The sequence below is a fragment of the Streptococcus sanguinis SK355 genome, assembly GCF_000212855.1.
Taxonomy (GTDB): Bacteria; Bacillota; Bacilli; order Lactobacillales; family Streptococcaceae; genus Streptococcus; species Streptococcus sanguinis_A.
In genome coordinates this window covers 1,201,041-1,216,998 of the sequence record NZ_GL890993.1, presented here as the reverse complement: position 1 = coordinate 1,216,998, position 15,958 = coordinate 1,201,041, and the positions used below count along the sequence as shown (strand labels likewise).

At 43.8% G+C, this 15,958-nt stretch carries 14 protein-coding genes and 2 pseudogenes; 5 read left to right on the top strand and 11 right to left on the bottom strand.

From position 1 onward, the window contains the following. Positions 1–43: 43 nt before the first annotated feature. The 11 genes from ileS to murD form a co-directional block, all read right to left on the bottom strand. Positions 44–2,836, bottom strand: coding sequence for an isoleucine--tRNA ligase (ileS, locus tag HMPREF9389_RS05320; RefSeq protein WP_002929700.1), 2,793 nt, complete (start codon positions 2,834–2,836; stop codon positions 44–46). 282 nt (positions 2,837–3,118) lie between these two features. Then, positions 3,119–3,913, bottom strand: a complete 795-nt coding sequence (locus HMPREF9389_RS05325; protein ID WP_002929698.1) for a DivIVA domain-containing protein — start codon at positions 3,911–3,913, stop codon at positions 3,119–3,121. Positions 3,914–3,922: 9 nt separating this feature from the next. Beyond that, positions 3,923–4,708, bottom strand: a complete 786-nt coding sequence (locus tag HMPREF9389_RS05330) for an RNA-binding protein (protein ID WP_002929697.1) — start codon at positions 4,706–4,708, stop codon at positions 3,923–3,925. Continuing rightward, a complete protein-coding gene (locus tag HMPREF9389_RS05335) occupies positions 4,705–4,980 on the bottom strand; it encodes a YggT family protein (protein ID WP_002929696.1) in 276 nt (91 codons plus the stop codon). The genes HMPREF9389_RS05330 and HMPREF9389_RS05335 overlap by 4 nt, the downstream gene beginning before the upstream one ends. Before the next feature lie 5 nt (positions 4,981–4,985). Continuing rightward, positions 4,986–5,573 (bottom strand): cell division protein SepF, encoded by a 588-nt coding sequence (locus tag HMPREF9389_RS05340; protein ID WP_002929693.1) that lies wholly within the window; start codon positions 5,571–5,573, stop codon positions 4,986–4,988. A 9-nt stretch (positions 5,574–5,582) separates the two neighbouring features. Beyond that, a complete protein-coding gene (locus tag HMPREF9389_RS05345) occupies positions 5,583–6,254 on the bottom strand; it encodes a YggS family pyridoxal phosphate-dependent enzyme (protein WP_002929690.1) in 672 nt (223 codons plus the stop codon). Positions 6,255–6,262: 8 nt separating this feature from the next. After that, on the bottom strand, positions 6,263–7,540 hold the full coding sequence (gene ftsZ, locus HMPREF9389_RS05350) for a cell division protein FtsZ (protein ID WP_032906435.1): 1,278 nt from the start codon (positions 7,538–7,540) through the stop codon (positions 6,263–6,265). 16 nt (positions 7,541–7,556) lie between these two features. Beyond that, positions 7,557–8,915, bottom strand: coding sequence for a cell division protein FtsA (gene ftsA / locus HMPREF9389_RS05355; RefSeq protein ID WP_002929688.1), 1,359 nt, complete (start codon positions 8,913–8,915; stop codon positions 7,557–7,559). Positions 8,916–9,036: 121 nt separating this feature from the next. After that, on the bottom strand, positions 9,037–10,248 hold the full coding sequence (locus HMPREF9389_RS05360) for a cell division protein FtsQ/DivIB (protein ID WP_002929686.1): 1,212 nt from the start codon (positions 10,246–10,248) through the stop codon (positions 9,037–9,039). Next, entirely contained in the window at positions 10,245–11,315 is a 1,071-nt protein-coding gene (locus HMPREF9389_RS05365; protein WP_002929685.1) for a UDP-N-acetylglucosamine--N-acetylmuramyl-(pentapeptide) pyrophosphoryl-undecaprenol N-acetylglucosamine transferase, read from the bottom strand. Before HMPREF9389_RS05365 ends, HMPREF9389_RS05360 begins: the two co-directional genes overlap by 4 nt. 1 nt (position 11,316) lies before the next feature. Beyond that, on the bottom strand, positions 11,317–12,669 hold the full coding sequence (murD, locus tag HMPREF9389_RS05370; RefSeq protein ID WP_032906433.1) for a UDP-N-acetylmuramoyl-L-alanine--D-glutamate ligase: 1,353 nt from the start codon (positions 12,667–12,669) through the stop codon (positions 11,317–11,319). 245 nt (positions 12,670–12,914) lie between these two features. Here murD and HMPREF9389_RS12230 point away from each other — a divergent pair, with 245 nt between their 5' ends. The 5 genes and pseudogenes from HMPREF9389_RS12230 to HMPREF9389_RS05390 all read left to right on the top strand — a co-directional run. Next, complete coding sequence (locus HMPREF9389_RS12230; RefSeq protein WP_002929683.1) at positions 12,915–13,496, top strand: TetR/AcrR family transcriptional regulator; 582 nt, start codon at positions 12,915–12,917, stop codon at positions 13,494–13,496. Further along, a pseudogene (locus HMPREF9389_RS11690) lies at positions 13,489–13,722 on the top strand (transposase); the annotation flags it as partial. The gene HMPREF9389_RS12230 and the pseudogene HMPREF9389_RS11690, both read left to right, overlap by 8 nt. A 76-nt stretch (positions 13,723–13,798) precedes the next feature. Then, entirely contained in the window at positions 13,799–14,698 is a 900-nt protein-coding gene (locus HMPREF9389_RS05380) for a CPBP family intramembrane glutamic endopeptidase (RefSeq protein ID WP_002929682.1), read from the top strand. A gap of 252 nt (positions 14,699–14,950) precedes the next feature. Next, positions 14,951–15,261: pseudogene (locus HMPREF9389_RS05385) on the top strand (serine hydrolase); the annotation flags it as partial. A 192-nt stretch (positions 15,262–15,453) separates the two neighbouring features. Next, positions 15,454–15,958 (top strand): serine hydrolase domain-containing protein (locus HMPREF9389_RS05390; protein ID WP_002929680.1); only part of this gene is annotated, 505 nt, incomplete at its 3' end.

The following is a 15,958-nucleotide window of genomic DNA, read 5'->3' as shown; positions in this document are numbered from 1 at the left end:
TGGCTTACCACTAAAGGGCAAAGCCATTTTTTATTTTGGAAATTTACTTGCTCTCAAAGCCTTCTGAGACAGCTTGAGCGAAATTTTCTTCTAAAATTTCTGCACAGTGGTCACAGACAAGGGCTTGATAACTGCGCTCTTTAACTGTTGTATCAATGCGGCGGCATCGATCACAGACTTGCCCCTGCGCATGCTCTACGACAAAAGCTACATCTTCAAAGACTAGAGCGCCTTCTGGAGCAGGACCATCAACAATCGTCAATTGAGAAACAATGAGAAGCTGAGCCACATCGCTGTTGACCGCTTCCAGCAAGGTCTTGATGACTTCATTCGGATAGACAGTCAGGTGTGCTTCCAGCGATTTCCCGATAACCTTCTCATTACGGGCTTCTTCCAAGGCTTTCTGAGCTTGACTGCGGAAGTCCATAAAGGCAGACCAAGTGTCCAAAATTTCTTCTTGATTTGGGAAAGTCTGAGCTTCAGGCAATTCAGATAACTGAACAAATTCTTCCTCTTCATGCTCTAGGTAAGACCAAATCTCTTCTGCTGTGTGTGGCAGAATCGGCGTCAACAGCTTGGTAACCTTGACCAAAATGTCATAGAAAACAGTCTGCATCTGACGTCGTTCCAATGATTTAGCTGCTTCGATATAGACGACATCTTTGGCAAAGTCCAGATAGAAAGCAGACAAGTCAACGGTCACAAAGTTGACAATCGCTTTATAAATAGTCAGAAACTCAAAGTCTGCATAAGCCTTGCGAATAGTCTCTACTAATTGATTGAAGCGGATAGTCATGTATTTATCAACAGAGCGAAGTTCTTCGTAAGCTACAGCATCCTCAACTGGATTAAAATCAGAGGTATTGGCAATCAAGAAACGCAAGGTATTCCGAATCTTACGGTAGGTTTCAGAAACTTGGCTCAAGATATCCATAGAGATACGAACGTCGTTGCTAGAGTCTACACTGGTTACCCAGAGACGCAAGATTTCCGCACCAAATTGTTTTTCCACGTCACTTGGAGCAATGGTATTTCCAAGAGATTTAGACATCTTTTCACCCTTGCCATCTAAGGCAAAACCTTGTGACAAGATTTGTTTGTAAGGAGCCACGCCATGGTTGGCAACTGATGTGATGAGTGAAGAGTTAAACCAACCACGGTATTGGTCTGAACCTTCTAGATAAAGATCAACCGGGTAAGTCAATTCCGGACGGTTGACCACTACCCCATTCCATGATGAACCTGAGTCAAACCAAACGTCCATGATGTCCGTTTCCTTGGTAAATTCGCCGTTTGGAGAACCTGGATGAGTAAATCCTTCTGGTAAGAGGTCTTTTGCTTCACGCTTCCACCAGACGATAGAGCCGTGCTCCTCAAAGAGCTGAGCCACGTGTTCGATGGTTTCTGCTGTCATGATTGGTGTTCCGTCTTCGGCATAGAAGATTGGAAGTGGAACTCCCCAAGCCCGCTGACGAGAGATAACCCAGTCACCACGGTCACGAATCATATTGTAGAGGCGTACTTTCCCCCATTCAGAATGGAATTTAACCTTGTCAATTTCATCTAAAATTTCTTGACGGAATTTAGAAACAGATGCAAACCACTGTGGTACTGCCCGCCAGATGATTGGCTTCTTAGTACGCCAGTCAAATGGGTAGGAGTGAGAAATTTCTTCTTGAGCAAGGAGGAAGTCACCAAGCTTTTCAATAACCGTTGGTACAACCTTATCATAGAACTGGCCTTCAAAGTCAGGACCAGCATTTTCCATCATGATACCGCGCTCATTGACTGTCACAGCAACTTCCAGTCCATTGGCTACACCGACATGGTAGTCATCCTCACCAAAACCAGGCGCAGTATGGACAACACCAGTACCAGAGTCAGTCGTAACGTGGTCACCCAAAATGACCAATTCATCTACAGCAGTATCCCATGGGTGAGCCGTCACGATGTGGTTCAATTCTTGACCACGGTAGGTAGCTAAAACTTGAACATCAGCCCAGCCAAATTTCTCGGACAAGCTGTTCAATAATTCAGACGCTACAATAAACTTGCGACTTTCACCCGCAGGCTGAACCAAAACGTAGTCAATATCTGCTCCTACAGTCAAACCGCGAGAGGCTGTAATGGTAAATGGAGTTGTTGTCCATACGACGATGTAAGTATCTGTGTCCAAGACTCCTTTGCCTTCTTTGACGCGGTTAGCATAGTAGAGAGATGTGGAAACCAAATCGTGGTATTCAATTTCCGCTTCAGCCAAAGCTGACTCTGAAGACCAAGACCAGTAAACTGGCTTAGCTCCACGGTAGATGTATCCTTTCTTAGCCATTTCACCAAAGACGCGGATCTGAGCGGCTTCATAGTCAGGTGTCAAGGTTACATAAGGATTATCCCAGTCACCAGAAACACCCAAACGCTTGAAGTCTTCTTTTTGCTTTTCGACTTGGCTAAGAGCATAGTCCCGACACATATTGAGGTACTCAACCAAGTCCAGCTCTTTGCGCTTAATGCCTTGCTTTGCCAAGACTTGCTCAATCGGAAGACCATGCGTATCCCATCCTGGAATGTAAGGCGCATAGTAGCCAGCCATAGACTTTGAGCGAACAATGATATCTTTGGAAATCTTATTCATAGCATGGCCGACATGAATATTCCCGTTAGCATAGGGAGGGCCATCATGCAGGATAAAGTGCGGCTTGCCTTCATTCAGTTCCTGACGGCGTTGATACAGCTTAGCTTCATCCCATTCCTTTTGCCAGATTGGCTCCTTATTTGGAAGACCGGCCCGCATAGGAAAAGCAGTTTTCCCAAGATTGAGTGTTTCTTTCAGTTTCATTCTATTCCTCTTTATTTTTAAAAATACAAATTAAAAACCGCAAACTTCTCCAAAAAGGACGAAAATTCGCGGTACCACCTTTGTTTAGGCAAGACAATAGCATGATGCTCCTCTTGCCCCTCTTTGTCCGTAACGTGGACTGCCGTCTCATCCTACTGATTTCAGACGAAAGTTCTGTAAAATGATAGCCCAAGCAAGATGGACTGCAGATCTCTCACCATCATCTGCTCGCTGAAAGTATTTTGCTTGGTCTGTGTTTTTACAATCTTATCTTCTTTAAAATTATAAAATATTTACTGGAACTTTTTGTTCCCCATTTGTATCATCATCGTGATGGTCAGTTTCTGGGTTTTCCTCAGCTGCGTGAGCTTCTATATCTTCATCACTGAGCGGAGAAAAAGCTTGGGTCGCAGCTAACTCACGGTTAGCAGCTTCAATGCGCTCTTGCAACTCAGCCATTTCTTCTGGAGAAAATTGACGAGTCACATCCACTTCTTCCTCACGAACAACTGCTTCTTCTCCCAGAACCTCAGATACAACTTCCTTGAAAGCTTCATCACTGGTCTGCAGATATGTAGCTGTCGGACGCAGGATTTCTTCCCACTCAGAAGAATCCACAATGCTGAGTTGGCTCTCAATGGTTGATTTCAAACGTTGATGGAAGACACGTGTCTTGTTTTTCAGTTCTTCAGTTTCAATGGCTACTTTCTTAGCATTGTCAGCTGCTTGGCGCAAAATCTCATCAGCCTTGTACTTAGCTCCATCCAACAAATGCTGCGCATCCTGCTCCGCCTGACGGACAATATTCGTAGAGCGCTCGTTGGCAGCAACTTTAACGCGCTCAGCCGTATCCTGAGCAATCAAAACAGACTGGCTGAGAGAGTCTTTCATCTCATCAAAATATGTCAGACGCTCTTCAAGATTGCGAATTTTTGCTTCTTTTTCGTGGTTTTCACGAACCAAGTCCTCATAATCACGGACAACGATGTCAAGGAATTCATCTACCTCTTCAACATCATAGCCTCTAAACTTGGTTCCAAAGGATTTATCTTTAATTTCTAATGCTGTAAGTGTCATAGTTCCTCCTCATTTACTAGCTAATAATTCAACGGTTAACTTATGTTTTCCATTCTTGGAAAGGCCATTTTCTCTTAAAACCTTAAATCTTCCAAATCGTCTAACGCTAATCAAGTCTTCAAGCCCAACCTGCTGGCTGGGATTGTTATTAACAGCATAGTTCATTTTCACATGCTTACCAGAAATTAGCTGAGCAGCCTGGCTTCTTGACAACTTAAAGGTGCTGGCTACCAACTTATCCAAGCGAAGACTAGAGACCAAAATATCTCTGGTAACAGCCTGCTTCTGCTCTTTCAACTGCTCTGCAAAGGAAACTTCCTTTAATTTTACAGGCATCTTTGCAATTTTAGACACATGATCTATAAAATACTGGGCCAGTCTCTTATCTACAAAGAGCTGAGCACGGTCTTCAATCACAAGAATATCGCCAAAGGTCCGTCTTTCAATCCCTAATTGATTAAGAAGAGTGCCCATAATCTGCGAATGACTGATTTTATAAAATTTGCTTGCATAGGAAATTTCCAGCAAGCTCAATTCAAAATCATCCATATTCAGTTGGTAATAAGAAGGCGCCACAAGAACTCTTGCCAGTTCACTTGGAAAATAATCCGAACTAGCAAAGACTTGCACATCATATTGTTTGCCAATATTCTTCAGTATCGAAACCTGATGGGGATTCAGAAAAGACGTTGTTTCAAAGGCATAGGTATCTTGAACCCGCTGAAGCAGCTCCAAACTCCTATCAATAAACTCTCGATCCTCAGGCGAAAAGTGCTGATATAAATCTTTCATCATAATAACATTAGTAAGATGCTTATTAAATAAAAGACTACACGATTTAAAAGGTTTAAAGCCAGAATTGCAACCCAAACGGTAAAGTCCAGCCCTGCAAATTGCAAGGGAAGACGACGGAAAAGTTTTAAATACGGTTCTACAATTCGTGTTAGAAACTCTCCGAATTTGGTTTGATAGGCTCCTGGAAACCAAGATAGAAGTGCATAGACAATCAAGGCGATGGTATAAAGATCGAAAAGATTAGAGATGGCACGAATTACAAAATATAACATATCTCTTATCTACTGCGCTTCATATCAAAGTCGAATTCGCTGATTTCAACATCGTTTGGCAGGCGGATATCTTCCACATTTACCACTACATTAATCGGAGTCAGCAAATACATAGTGCTTGCAACTTTTTTCAAATTTCCAGCCAAGACATAACGGGCACCGTCTAGGTAGTCTAAACAACGTCGAGCCTGTACCTCAGTCATATACTGGAAGTCAATCAGGATGCTTTCATTAGCCAAAAGCAGGTCAACAATTTCAGTCGCTTCCTCATATCTCCTCGGATAACGAACATCAATCGTAATCTTCTCATCCGCATTTGCACGGTGCTGAGCTAATTCCTGCTGACGTGCATGCAGTCTGGTAATATTCTCTGTCGAAGATTTCTGTTGAGGCTGAGGTTTAGGCTGTGGCTTCGCCGCCGCAGCCGGACGAGGAGCTGGCTTGCTCTCTCTGACTGGCTTAGGCTGAACCAACTCAGGCTTCTGTTTGGCAGGTACTGCTGGTCTACTAACCGTCTGCTCCTGAAGCTCAGTCTCATCTCCATCTTCTGTAAAATAATCTATAAATTTATCAAATCTATCTTTTAATGACATATTTCTTTCCTATTTAAAAAATGCTGTACCGATTCTGACATAGGTCGAGCCATGGGCAATTGCTTCTGGATAATCACGGCTCATTCCCATGCTTAATTCAGAAAAGGGCATATTATTTAACTGTTTCTTTTTTAATTCTTTTTGTAGTTGATGAGCCTTTTCAAAAATTTGGTTCAGCTCCTCATGACTAGCTTCAAACGGAGCCATTGTCATCAATCCCACAATTTGAACATTCTCTAATTTTTCAAGTTCAGGCAGGACAACTTCAAGTTCTTCAATCAAAAAGCCATGCTTGCTCTCTTCTTTAGAAATATTCACCTGCAGAAAACATTTAATCACATGTTCAGCCCGTTTGTCAATCTCCTTGGCCAATTTTACAGAATCTAAAGCGTGAAAGTAATCAACATAGTTAATCACATCCTTGACTTTTCTCCTCTGCAAACTGCCGATCAGGTGCCAGGTCAGTTTCTCATCTTTCAGAGCATGGTATTTTTCTAGAAATTTATCTACCCGATTTTCTCCGATATGCTGAATACCTGTACGAACAAGCTCCTGAGTAGTTTCGCAGTCAACATATTTGGTAACTGCAATGATATTTACTGAATCTTTCAAACGCTGGGCTTGCTCCGCCGCCTGAGCGACGGATTGAAAGACCAGCTCTTTATTATTCTGCAAATTCATGATCTAGATTAACGATTTCTGAAGAACGGAGGTGTTTCCAATTCATCATCATCTTCATTAGTTTCTGCATAGCGCTCCACGCGGGCTGAGGAACTTGGTTCTGCCTGACGAACAATCGCTTCGCGGCGAAGATCCCAATCACCAAAGGCTGAACCTTTAGGTGTATCTGTTCTTTGACGGCTTGGAGCCGGAATATCAACCGTTTCAGTCATATCAAAATTTCGTTCAAACTGCCCTGAGCGAACTTCGCGATTTGGCTCAACTTGCTGCGGACGGCTTGGGCCAGTAGGCTGCTGTGTCTGACGAATACCGCTGACCTTTTCAACCTTGTCCTGACGGACACCAGTAGCCACAACAGTCACGCGGATTTCATCCTTCATAGACTCATCAATAGCAGTACCGAGCCAGATGTTCACCCCATGACCTGCTGCTTGGTTGACAATTTCTGAAGCTTCTTCAGCTTCAATCAAGGTCATATCTAGGCCACCAGTAACGTTGACAATTACGTCCTCTGCACCATCAATGGTTGTTTCCAAAAGAGGTGAATAGATAGCCTTGCGAGCAGCTTCGATAACGCGTTCTTCACCGCTACCAACACCAATCCCCATCAGAGCATTACCCTTGTCTGCCATAACTGTTTTCACGTCAGCAAAGTCAAGGTTAATCAGTCCTGGGCTAGTAATCAAGTCAGTAATCCCTTGGACACCTTGGCGAAGAACATTATCTGCTTCACTGAGTGCTTCAAGGAGCGGAGTCTTCTTGTCTACAATTTCAAGCAGGTTGTTATTTGAGATAATCAAGAGTGTGTCTACATGCTCGCGAAGTTCGTTGATTCCTTCTACTGCAAATGTTCCACGCTTGCTTCCTTCAAAACCGAAAGGACGTGTAACTACAGCAACAGTCAGAGCACCAACATTTTTTGCAATACGAGCAATCACTGGAGCAGCACCTGTCCCAGATCCACCACCCATACCAGCAGTGATGAAGACCATATCTGCTCCTTGCAGAGCTTCAGTCAGGACTTCTTCGCTTTCTTCAGCAGCCTTGCGGCCAACTTCAGGCTGACCTCCGGCACCAAGTCCACGAGTCAGCTTAGGACCGAGCTGAATAACTGTTTCAGCTTTGGCACTGCTAAGAGCTTGAACATCTGTATTTGCTGCGATGAATTCAACACCAGCAACACCTTCATCAATCATTCGGTTGATGGCATTACCGCCACCTCCACCGACACCAATAACTTTAATTACTGCGCCTTGTGCAGCAGCAGCGTCAAATGAAAATGTCATATTCTCTGTATTCTCCTTAATCAAACATTTTGCCAATTAGGTTGCGCATCCGATCTGTAATACCGGTTTTTGGTTCTTGGTTTGGTACATCAGCACTGGCAACTGGAACTTCTTGAACTGGCTCCTCAGGAATCTCATCAGCTGGTTGAGGTTCAAAGCGTGGTACTGACTGAGCAGGACGCTCAAAGGATACAGGTCGATGGCGCAGTTGCTCATCACCATGAACAGCAACCTGAGCCAGCATATCCACATCTGTTAAGTTTCCGGCATACTCTGACAGGCTGATAACATGTGCAAAGGCTGGATTACGAATGCCGATTTGATTTGGCACATAAAGCTTGACATTCACGCCAAATACTTCCTGAGCCAGTTCAACTACTCCTGGAAGAATAGCTGCTCCACCAATAATCACAATACCGCCTGGCAACTCGAGGAGATGCCTTCTATCCAAATCGCGTTTGATTTGCTCAAAAATGTGTTGGATACGAGCAGAAATAATTTCAGCTAGATACTTTTCAGTTACTTCAACCGGCTCAATTTCGCCAATCACTTCTACTTGGAAGGACTCTGTACCAGCTTCAGGAACATAAGCAGAACCATAGTTAAACTTGAGACTTTCAGCTAACTTTTGCGAAGTCTTCAAAACCTTGGAGATATCCTTGGTTACATAGTCGCCGCCTTCTTGATATATATTCGTATATTGAAGTTCTTGACCTCTAACAGAAGCTACTGTAGTTTGGCCGCCACCCATATCAATAACAGTTGCACCAAACTCACGTTCCCCTTCATTCAAGATTGACTTAGTCATAGCTAATGGGGAGATAATAACGTTCTCAAGCTGAACTCCCGCGCGCTCAACTGTCTTACGAAGGTTATGCAGGATAGTCCGTGGTCCAGTGTAGAGAAGACCACGCATTTCTAAGCGAATCCCCATCATACCGCGTGGGTCACGAATCCCTTGGAAACCGTCCACTACAAACTCTTCTGGGATGAAAGTAATCACTTCCCGGTCAGGAGTCATACTCTTCGTCAGAGCAGATCTAACAACATTCTCTACATCTGTGTCTGTGATTTCCTTAGAATCACTAGTCACAGGAATCATACCCTGAGTAGGCTCAATCTGTAAGAGATTAGCCGGAAGTCCGACATTAACTAAACCAATTGAAATGCCTGCCTTTTCTTCTGCTTGAGAAATAGCTGTCTTAATGGCAGCAGCAGCAGCCTCAATATCAACAATAATTCCATCTTTAACGCCAGCACTTTTTGCGTTGCTAACCCCAATAACATTCATTTCATTGTTGATGTGCTCTGCCACCAACACTTTAATTGAGCTAGTTCCTATATCTAATCCAGTAAAAAAGCCGTCTCTAGCCATTACACCAGTCCTCTCTATCTTCCATGTTTCCGGTCTATACTAATAACGCTAAAAATTAGAGTTATCCAAGCTTTATTATAACATAAAGAAAATGAAAATGTGCAGTTTTTCTACATATAATTTAGCGATTTTCGGTATTTACCGGGTTTTCTGTCGAATTTTGCGGCTCTGCAGGTTCTTCTTCCTGACTTTCTGTCACCTGCTCAGCCGCTTGCTCTGTTTGCTGTCCCGTCGGTTCCTCTTCTGTTTTCTGCTTTTCTTCATCAGAAGAAGATGACTCGTTTTGAGCTCCTTCAACATAACTAAAAATCCCTGCTTCCATATCTACAACACTAGGTACACCCTCTTCCAGCTGCGATTGGATTCCCTTATAATATGGTAGTTTTTTGGCGATATGTGAAATTGGCACCAAGACTTTGTTGCCATCATGCATGGTCAGCGTAACCAAGTCCGGTGTCACCTTGCTTGGAGTCAGCTGAACTGTCTTAATATTTTTCTTAACCGAAGCCGGTACCTTTTCAATTTGAAGGGCAAATTCCTTAATCAATTTTTCATCTGAAAACTCTATCGAAATATGGGTTTCTGGCAAAGAATCTGCAGCAATCGGGTCCGAAATAACCTGCCCATTTGTCAGAATAGGATAGTACTGACCACCCTCATGCAGATAGGCCAGAACTCCGTACTCCTTGACCTTTACCTGAAAAGTAATCGGAAACTGATAAGCCATCTCCAGGTTGTTAATCCAAGGACTAGACGCTTTCATATTGCGGATATGATTGCCGCCGTTGATAAAGGTCGTTAAAGTATAGTCTCTCTCATCAATCTTACTGCTTTTGAGCAGGTCTTCCTGACTGACCATTTGGTTCCCTGAAAATTTGATTGTCTTCATGGTCGCCAGTGGCGTCAAAAAGTAAACTGACAGTAGAAAAATCAAGCCACTGCCCAGCAAAACCGGCAGCGCTCGATAAATATGAATCCTCGAGATGCGAACCTTAGCAGCATCTTTTTCTGCCTTTTTCTGAAGTTTCTCCAGTTTCTTGCGCTCTTTCTCGCTCAATTCAGTCTCTAGCTCAGCTTCAGTTGAGTCTTCTTCCAAATATTCTGTTTCTTCCTCTTCATAAGATGAGTCATCTTCTTCCGTCTCTTCAGCTATTTCTCCGCCTTCGATTGAGTCTTCAGCTCCAGCTTCTCTTGCTTCAGCTTCTTCCAGCTCCTTTTGTTTGCTGGCCTCTTCCTGAGCCTTCTTTTCAAGATATTCTTTGTTTCGTTTCTGCCATTCAGAGAGGTGCTCACTTACCTCTTCCTTTGACTCGTCGTGGTTTTTCTTGCTCATTTCTTTCCTTTGTCAATATCCGCCTTCAATAAAGCATAAAATTCATCTACAGACTTGATTTCCTGAGAATTTTGCATAGCTTGATGATAAGAACCCTGATTAGCCAAAAGGTCATCAAGGGCTGTCTGTAAATTGCTCATATCCAGCTGTTCCTCAGCCAATTGCTTGGCATATCCCTTTTTCACAAAATAATCCGCATTTTCAATCTGATCGCCGCGGCTGGCTTCGCGTCCCAGAGGAACGATAATATGCAGCTTAGCCATGGCCAAAAGCTCAAAGATTGTATTGGAACCGCCGCGTGTCACCACTACATCTGCCAAGTCCATCAAAGGCTGGTAGAGGTTGGTTACATAGGCTCTGCGAAAGAGACGGTCAGACAGAACATCCAAACTCTCATCACCAGTCAGATTGATGATATTATAACGCTCGGTCAGCGCAGCTTGATTTTTGCTGACAAAGTCATTAAAGACCTTAGCACCAGCAGAACCACCGACAAAAAGCAGGGTGGGCAGCTCTTTATCAAAATACTGACGAATTTCTTCTAGTTCCTGCGGTAGGACTGACTCTTGGTTGCCGACCTTGGTCACAGCGCCGACATGCTCAATCTTGGTCAAACTGGAACTTTGCTCAAAGGTCGCATACATCTTGGTCGCACACTTATAGGCGATTTTATTGGCCAAGCCAATGGATAGATCCGACTCATGAACATAGACGGGCACTCCGGATAGTCGGGCTGCAATCACGGGCGGAACAGATACAAAGCCACCCTTTGAAAAGAGAGCTTGCGGACGCACTTTCAGCATAATGCCCAGCGATTGGAAAATGCCCCAGACGACCTTAAAGCCATCCAGCAGATTCTGCCATGAAAAATAGCGACGAAGCTTACCCGTAGCTACCGAATGGAAGGTCACGTCCAGTCCAGACTTTTGGATTTCCTGATACTCAATCCCATGCTTATCACCAATATAGTGGACCTGCCAGCCTTCTTTGATAAATTTCGGAATCAGGAGAAGGTTGAGAGTTACATGCCCAACCGTTCCTCCGCCTGTAAATACAATCTTTTTCATTTTAACCTTTTAATTCTTCAAATGCAGCGAGAAACTCATCGCCACGGACTTCAAAATTACTATACATATCCCAGCTGGCATTGGCAGGACTAAGCAAGACAATGTCTCCTGGCTTCGCTTGATCAAAGGCCTTATGAGCTGCATCTCGGACATCAGTCGCATCCAGATAAGAAACGCCAGCCTGATCAGCCGCTCTCTTTACACGCGGAGCTGATTGTCCTAAGATCACCATTTTCTTGAGCCCTTTAATATCAGGCACCAACTCGTCAAATTCATTGCCACGGTCCAAGCCGCCCGCAATCAGAATCACCTTGCTATTGTCAAAACCAGATAAGGCTTTCTGGGTTGCCAAGATATTGGTAGACTTACTGTCATTGTAAAAGGCAACCTCATTTACCTGCCCCACATACTGGAGGCGGTGCTTAACACCCCCAAAAGCTGACAAGACTTCTTTGATCGTCTGATTGTCAATACCACGCAGCTTGGCTACTGCAATCGTAGCCAGAGCGTTTTCAATATTGTGACTGCCAGGAACGCCGATTTCAGCCGCCTGCATAATCGCCTCTCCGCGGAAGGTCAAGACATCACCCTCTAGATAGGCACCATCCACCTTTTCAGTCGTTGAAAAAGGCACAACAGTAGCCTGAGCCTGGCTAGCCATTTCCTTGGCCCAGTCTTGATTGAAATTCAAAACCAGATAATCATCAGCTGTCATGTTTTTCTGGATATTCCACTTGGCAGCTGCATATTCCTCAAGAGAGCCGTGATAATCCAAATGAGTCGGCATGAGATTAGTAATAACAGCGATTTGCGGATGAAAAGCTTCAATTCCCATCAACTGGAAGGAAGACAGTTCCATGACCAGTGTATCCTTGCTGCTGGCTGTTTGAGCTACTTGACTGGCAGGAAAGCCGATATTACCAGACAAGAGACCATTTTGACCGCCAGCTGTCAAGACTTGCGCAATCATGGTTGTGGTCGTCGTCTTACCATTTGAACCCGTAATACCAATAATCGGTGCTTCAGAAATCAGATAAGCCAACTCGACTTCAGTAATGACTGGAATCTTCTTCTCCAGAGCTCGAACGACCATGTCATTGTCATAAGGAATACCCGGATTTTTCACCATCAGTTCAAAGTCTTCGTCCAGCAACTCCAAAGGATGACCTCCTGTCACCACTTTTATACCTTCTTCTAGCAAGGATTGGGCAGCAGGATTTTCCTCGAAAGTCTTCCCATCGTTAACTGTCACGATAGCTCCTAATTTATCTAAAAGGCGAGCAGCTGACTCACCCGACTTGGCCAATCCTAGGACCAAGACCTTCTTATTGGCAAAATTTGCTATATTTTTCATAAGCAACCTCTTCCATTCATACTTCATTCTATTTTACCTTTTTTTGTGGAAATAAAAAAGGGGCAAGGGCAGAAGATTTGAGAAAAATGATAAGTTTTCATCTTCCTGCAATCTTTTGAAATATATGGTAATAGAAGAAAAATTTTGTCTTTTTTTTGCATTTTTGTTTTTGAAAGTGTTATACTAATCATAGAAAGAAGTTACCAGCGGTAACTAGCAAAAACATCTCGAAAGGAGGAGGAAAATTGGCAGAAAAAAAGCCGCCTTTAAAAGAACTATTATTGCAGGCTGGCTTTGATAGGATTGCTGCTCATGGCTGGCAAGACCTGTCGCTTCGGAAGTTAGCAAGTAGCTGTAAGGTCAGCCATGTGGCTAGCTACCGCCATTTCAAAAACAAGGACGATTTGATGTTCGCTTTGGTTCCAATCATTTCCAAACATTTTGCTGATTTTCTAAAAGAGTCGGAAAAAGAAGACCAAGCGCCCCGAGAGAAAATTCTACAGCTGGCTCTACAGTTTATCAACTACTCTCAAGTCCATGCAAATTTTTTCGATTTTCTATTTCTCAGCAAATACAGCCTAGCTACGCAAAATGATGATACAGGGCAAATGGAGCTGGAAAAAAGAGTCGCCTCTTTTGACTATAATAAGGAGAAAATAGAGGAATTTATCCAGTCACTTGACGGCGACTACGACTTCAATCAGGTTTTCATGCACTTGGGGAGTTTTGTCTTCGGCATCAGTCTTTTAGTCCGGCAGAAAATTTATCCAGCAGACAAGAAAGAGCTGACATCACTCATCCAAACGACACTCGCTTTTTATCAATAGGAGGTTTCCCTACCAGATTTGGCACAGCATTTATTCGACAAACCTCATTGAGTCTCTTAACAAAGAAATCAAACGTCAAACGAAAAAGAAGGTTCTTTTTCCTAACGAGGAGGCTCTGAAACGTTACTTAGTTACTTTGTTTGAAGATTATAATTTCAAGCAAAGTCAACGAATCCATAAAGGGTTTGGCCAATGTTCTGACACACTTGAAAGCTTATTTGATTAAAACTACATAACTCTACTAGAGTGTTTACACAAAATTATTGACAGTATCGAAAATTCTTATTTAGAAAGGAAAACATATGGCACATATTTATCAAGCGACACATCATTCCTCTAGTCTAGAAACTTTGCAAGAAGAAGCAGGGGCGAAAAACTGGTGGCTGAGCATGCCTCTAGCTTTTCTGGCGCTCGGTCTGGGCATGTTGCTCAGCGGGCTCTTGTCTCAATGGCTGATACAACCCTTTATCAATGTTTCTAATCAACTCGTATTAGAAGAAGTGAGCACCCTTCTATTTCATGGTATCAGTGCTCTTCCCCTTCTCCTTGTGGCTAAGTTTTGGGAGCACCGCAGTCTTGCGAGCTTTGGTCTCTGGTGGGAAAAGCTGGGCAAAAATCTCCTGTTTGGAGCAGTTATAGGATTCTTGACGACAACGGCAATTATTGGCGTTAATGCGCTAGCTGGTCAGCTCCATTTTCGACTAGGAAATCAATTTAATCTCGCACTCTGGCCCTATTTGCTCCTTATGATTTTCTTGGAGGCCTTAGCCGAAGAAGTCATTTACCGCGGCTTTGTCCTGAACAAGCTCCGCACCAAAATGGGGCTTGTCCCAGCTATTGCCCTAGGCAATCTCTTCTTTGGTCTCATGCACACATTCAAGGGTGGCGCTCCTTTCTCTTACATCCTGAGCGTGACCTTGTCGGGCGTTCTCTTTTCCCTCCTTTTTGCCCTGACCGATAATCTCTGGCTGGTGGCGGCGACCCATGCTCTTTACAATCTGACCCTTACAAATATCTTTGGCCTTGTTGAGAGCGGTCCGACTTTCCTGCGGACGACCTTAAGTAGCGACAGCAATCCACTTTTAGTTGGAACGGCTGCCATTCCTGTCGTAGGAGGGATCCTGGAGCCAATCACGATGACCTTGATTTGCCTTTTCATCGCTTATCTGGTCAAGAAAAAAGCAGACGCCAAGGCCTTGTAAAAACGTTAGAATGACTGTAAATCCGATAAATTTGACGAATAAATAAAAGAAGGGAGTAACCCTTAACTGAAAAATGACCGTTCTACCTACTCGTTTTCATCTTCATTTTCAAAAAATTTTAGAAATATTTTAGAAATACTTTATAAATATTTGAAGTTTGTCCTTTAAACTGGAAGTGTAACCAAATTAAAAGGAGGACAATGATGAAAAAAATCATTTTTGAAAAGCGCTGTAGCGCTAGTAACTTGTGGCTTGCTCGCTCTAGGAGCGGGTCATGTTCAAGCTGACCAGCAGAAATTGCCGTCGGGCACATCCTACGACCAAATCGGTCAGAAGATTGAGGACTACTACAAGGAGCACGAAAAAAACAGTGCTGGTATGGCGACGACCGTCATTGACAAGGACGGACAGACCATTTACCAAAACAACTTTGGCTATATGGACAAGGAAAATAAGCAAGCGGTGGATGACAACCCGGTCTTCGAGTGGGAGGGTCAACGACCAAAATCACCGTCTGGGTCAGTGTCATGCAGCTCTGGGCAAGATGGCGGATTTGGTTTAAATAGTCATCAAACAGATATAAACCAGCATTGCTATGATAGCAATGCTGGTTTTGTTTAGCACTTCCCCCCCACTTTTTCTACCACTTACCTGCAGAAACTTACCACTTACCGAAAAAGGGTAGATTTGGCGCTGCCCTTTTGTTAGGATAAGGGTGCAAAGGGGAAGGCAGTTTAAATTCTAAGGAGGCAATCATGAAAACATCATTTTTGAAAAGCGCTGTGGCGCTGGTAACATGTGGCTTGGTGGCTTTTGGAGCAGCGCAAGTTCGAGCTGACCAGCAAAAATTGCCGTCGGGCACGCCTTATGACCAAATCGGTCAGAAAATTGAAAATTTCCACAAGGAACACGAAAAAACCAGCGCGGGACTGGCGGCAGCAGTCTTTGATAAGGACGGCCAAACCATTTACCAAAAGAACTTTGGCTATATGGACAAGGAAAAGAAGCTGGCTGTGGACGACAGTTCAGTTTTCGAGTGGGGCTCTGCCACCAAACTGACCGTCTGGCTCAGCGTCATGCAGCTCTGGGAAGAAGGAAAAATTGACCTAAAAACAGATATAAAAGAGTATCTGCCCAAGGATTTCCTGAAACACCTCAAATACGACAAGCCCATTACCATGCTTGACCTCATGAACCACCAAGCGGGTTTTGATGAAACGCCGCTGAGCACAGGAGCAGGCAAGAGCTTGGAAGAATTAC

Coding starts and splice junctions, on each gene's coding strand:
- ileS (WP_002929700.1), bottom strand. CDS start 2,836: ATGAAACTGAAAGAAACACTCAATCTTGGGAAAACTGCTTTTCCTATG.
- HMPREF9389_RS05325 (WP_002929698.1), bottom strand. CDS start 3,913: ATGACACTTACAGCATTAGAAATTAAAGATAAATCCTTTGGAACCAAG.
- HMPREF9389_RS05330 (WP_002929697.1), bottom strand. CDS start 4,708: ATGATGAAAGATTTATATCAGCACTTTTCGCCTGAGGATCGAGAGTTT.
- HMPREF9389_RS05335 (WP_002929696.1), bottom strand. CDS start 4,980: ATGTTATATTTTGTAATTCGTGCCATCTCTAATCTTTTCGATCTTTAT.
- HMPREF9389_RS05340 (WP_002929693.1), bottom strand. CDS start 5,573: ATGTCATTAAAAGATAGATTTGATAAATTTATAGATTATTTTACAGAA.
- HMPREF9389_RS05345 (WP_002929690.1), bottom strand. CDS start 6,254: ATGAATTTGCAGAATAATAAAGAGCTGGTCTTTCAATCCGTCGCTCAG.
- ftsZ (WP_032906435.1), bottom strand. CDS start 7,540: ATGACATTTTCATTTGACGCTGCTGCTGCACAAGGCGCAGTAATTAAA.
- ftsA (WP_002929688.1), bottom strand. CDS start 8,915: ATGGCTAGAGACGGCTTTTTTACTGGATTAGATATAGGAACTAGCTCA.
- HMPREF9389_RS05360 (WP_002929686.1), bottom strand. CDS start 10,248: ATGAGCAAGAAAAACCACGACGAGTCAAAGGAAGAGGTAAGTGAGCAC.
- HMPREF9389_RS05365 (WP_002929685.1), bottom strand. CDS start 11,315: ATGAAAAAGATTGTATTTACAGGCGGAGGAACGGTTGGGCATGTAACT.
- murD (WP_032906433.1), bottom strand. CDS start 12,669: ATGAAAAATATAGCAAATTTTGCCAATAAGAAGGTCTTGGTCCTAGGA.
- HMPREF9389_RS05380 (WP_002929682.1), top strand. CDS start 13,799: ATGGCACATATTTATCAAGCGACACATCATTCCTCTAGTCTAGAAACT.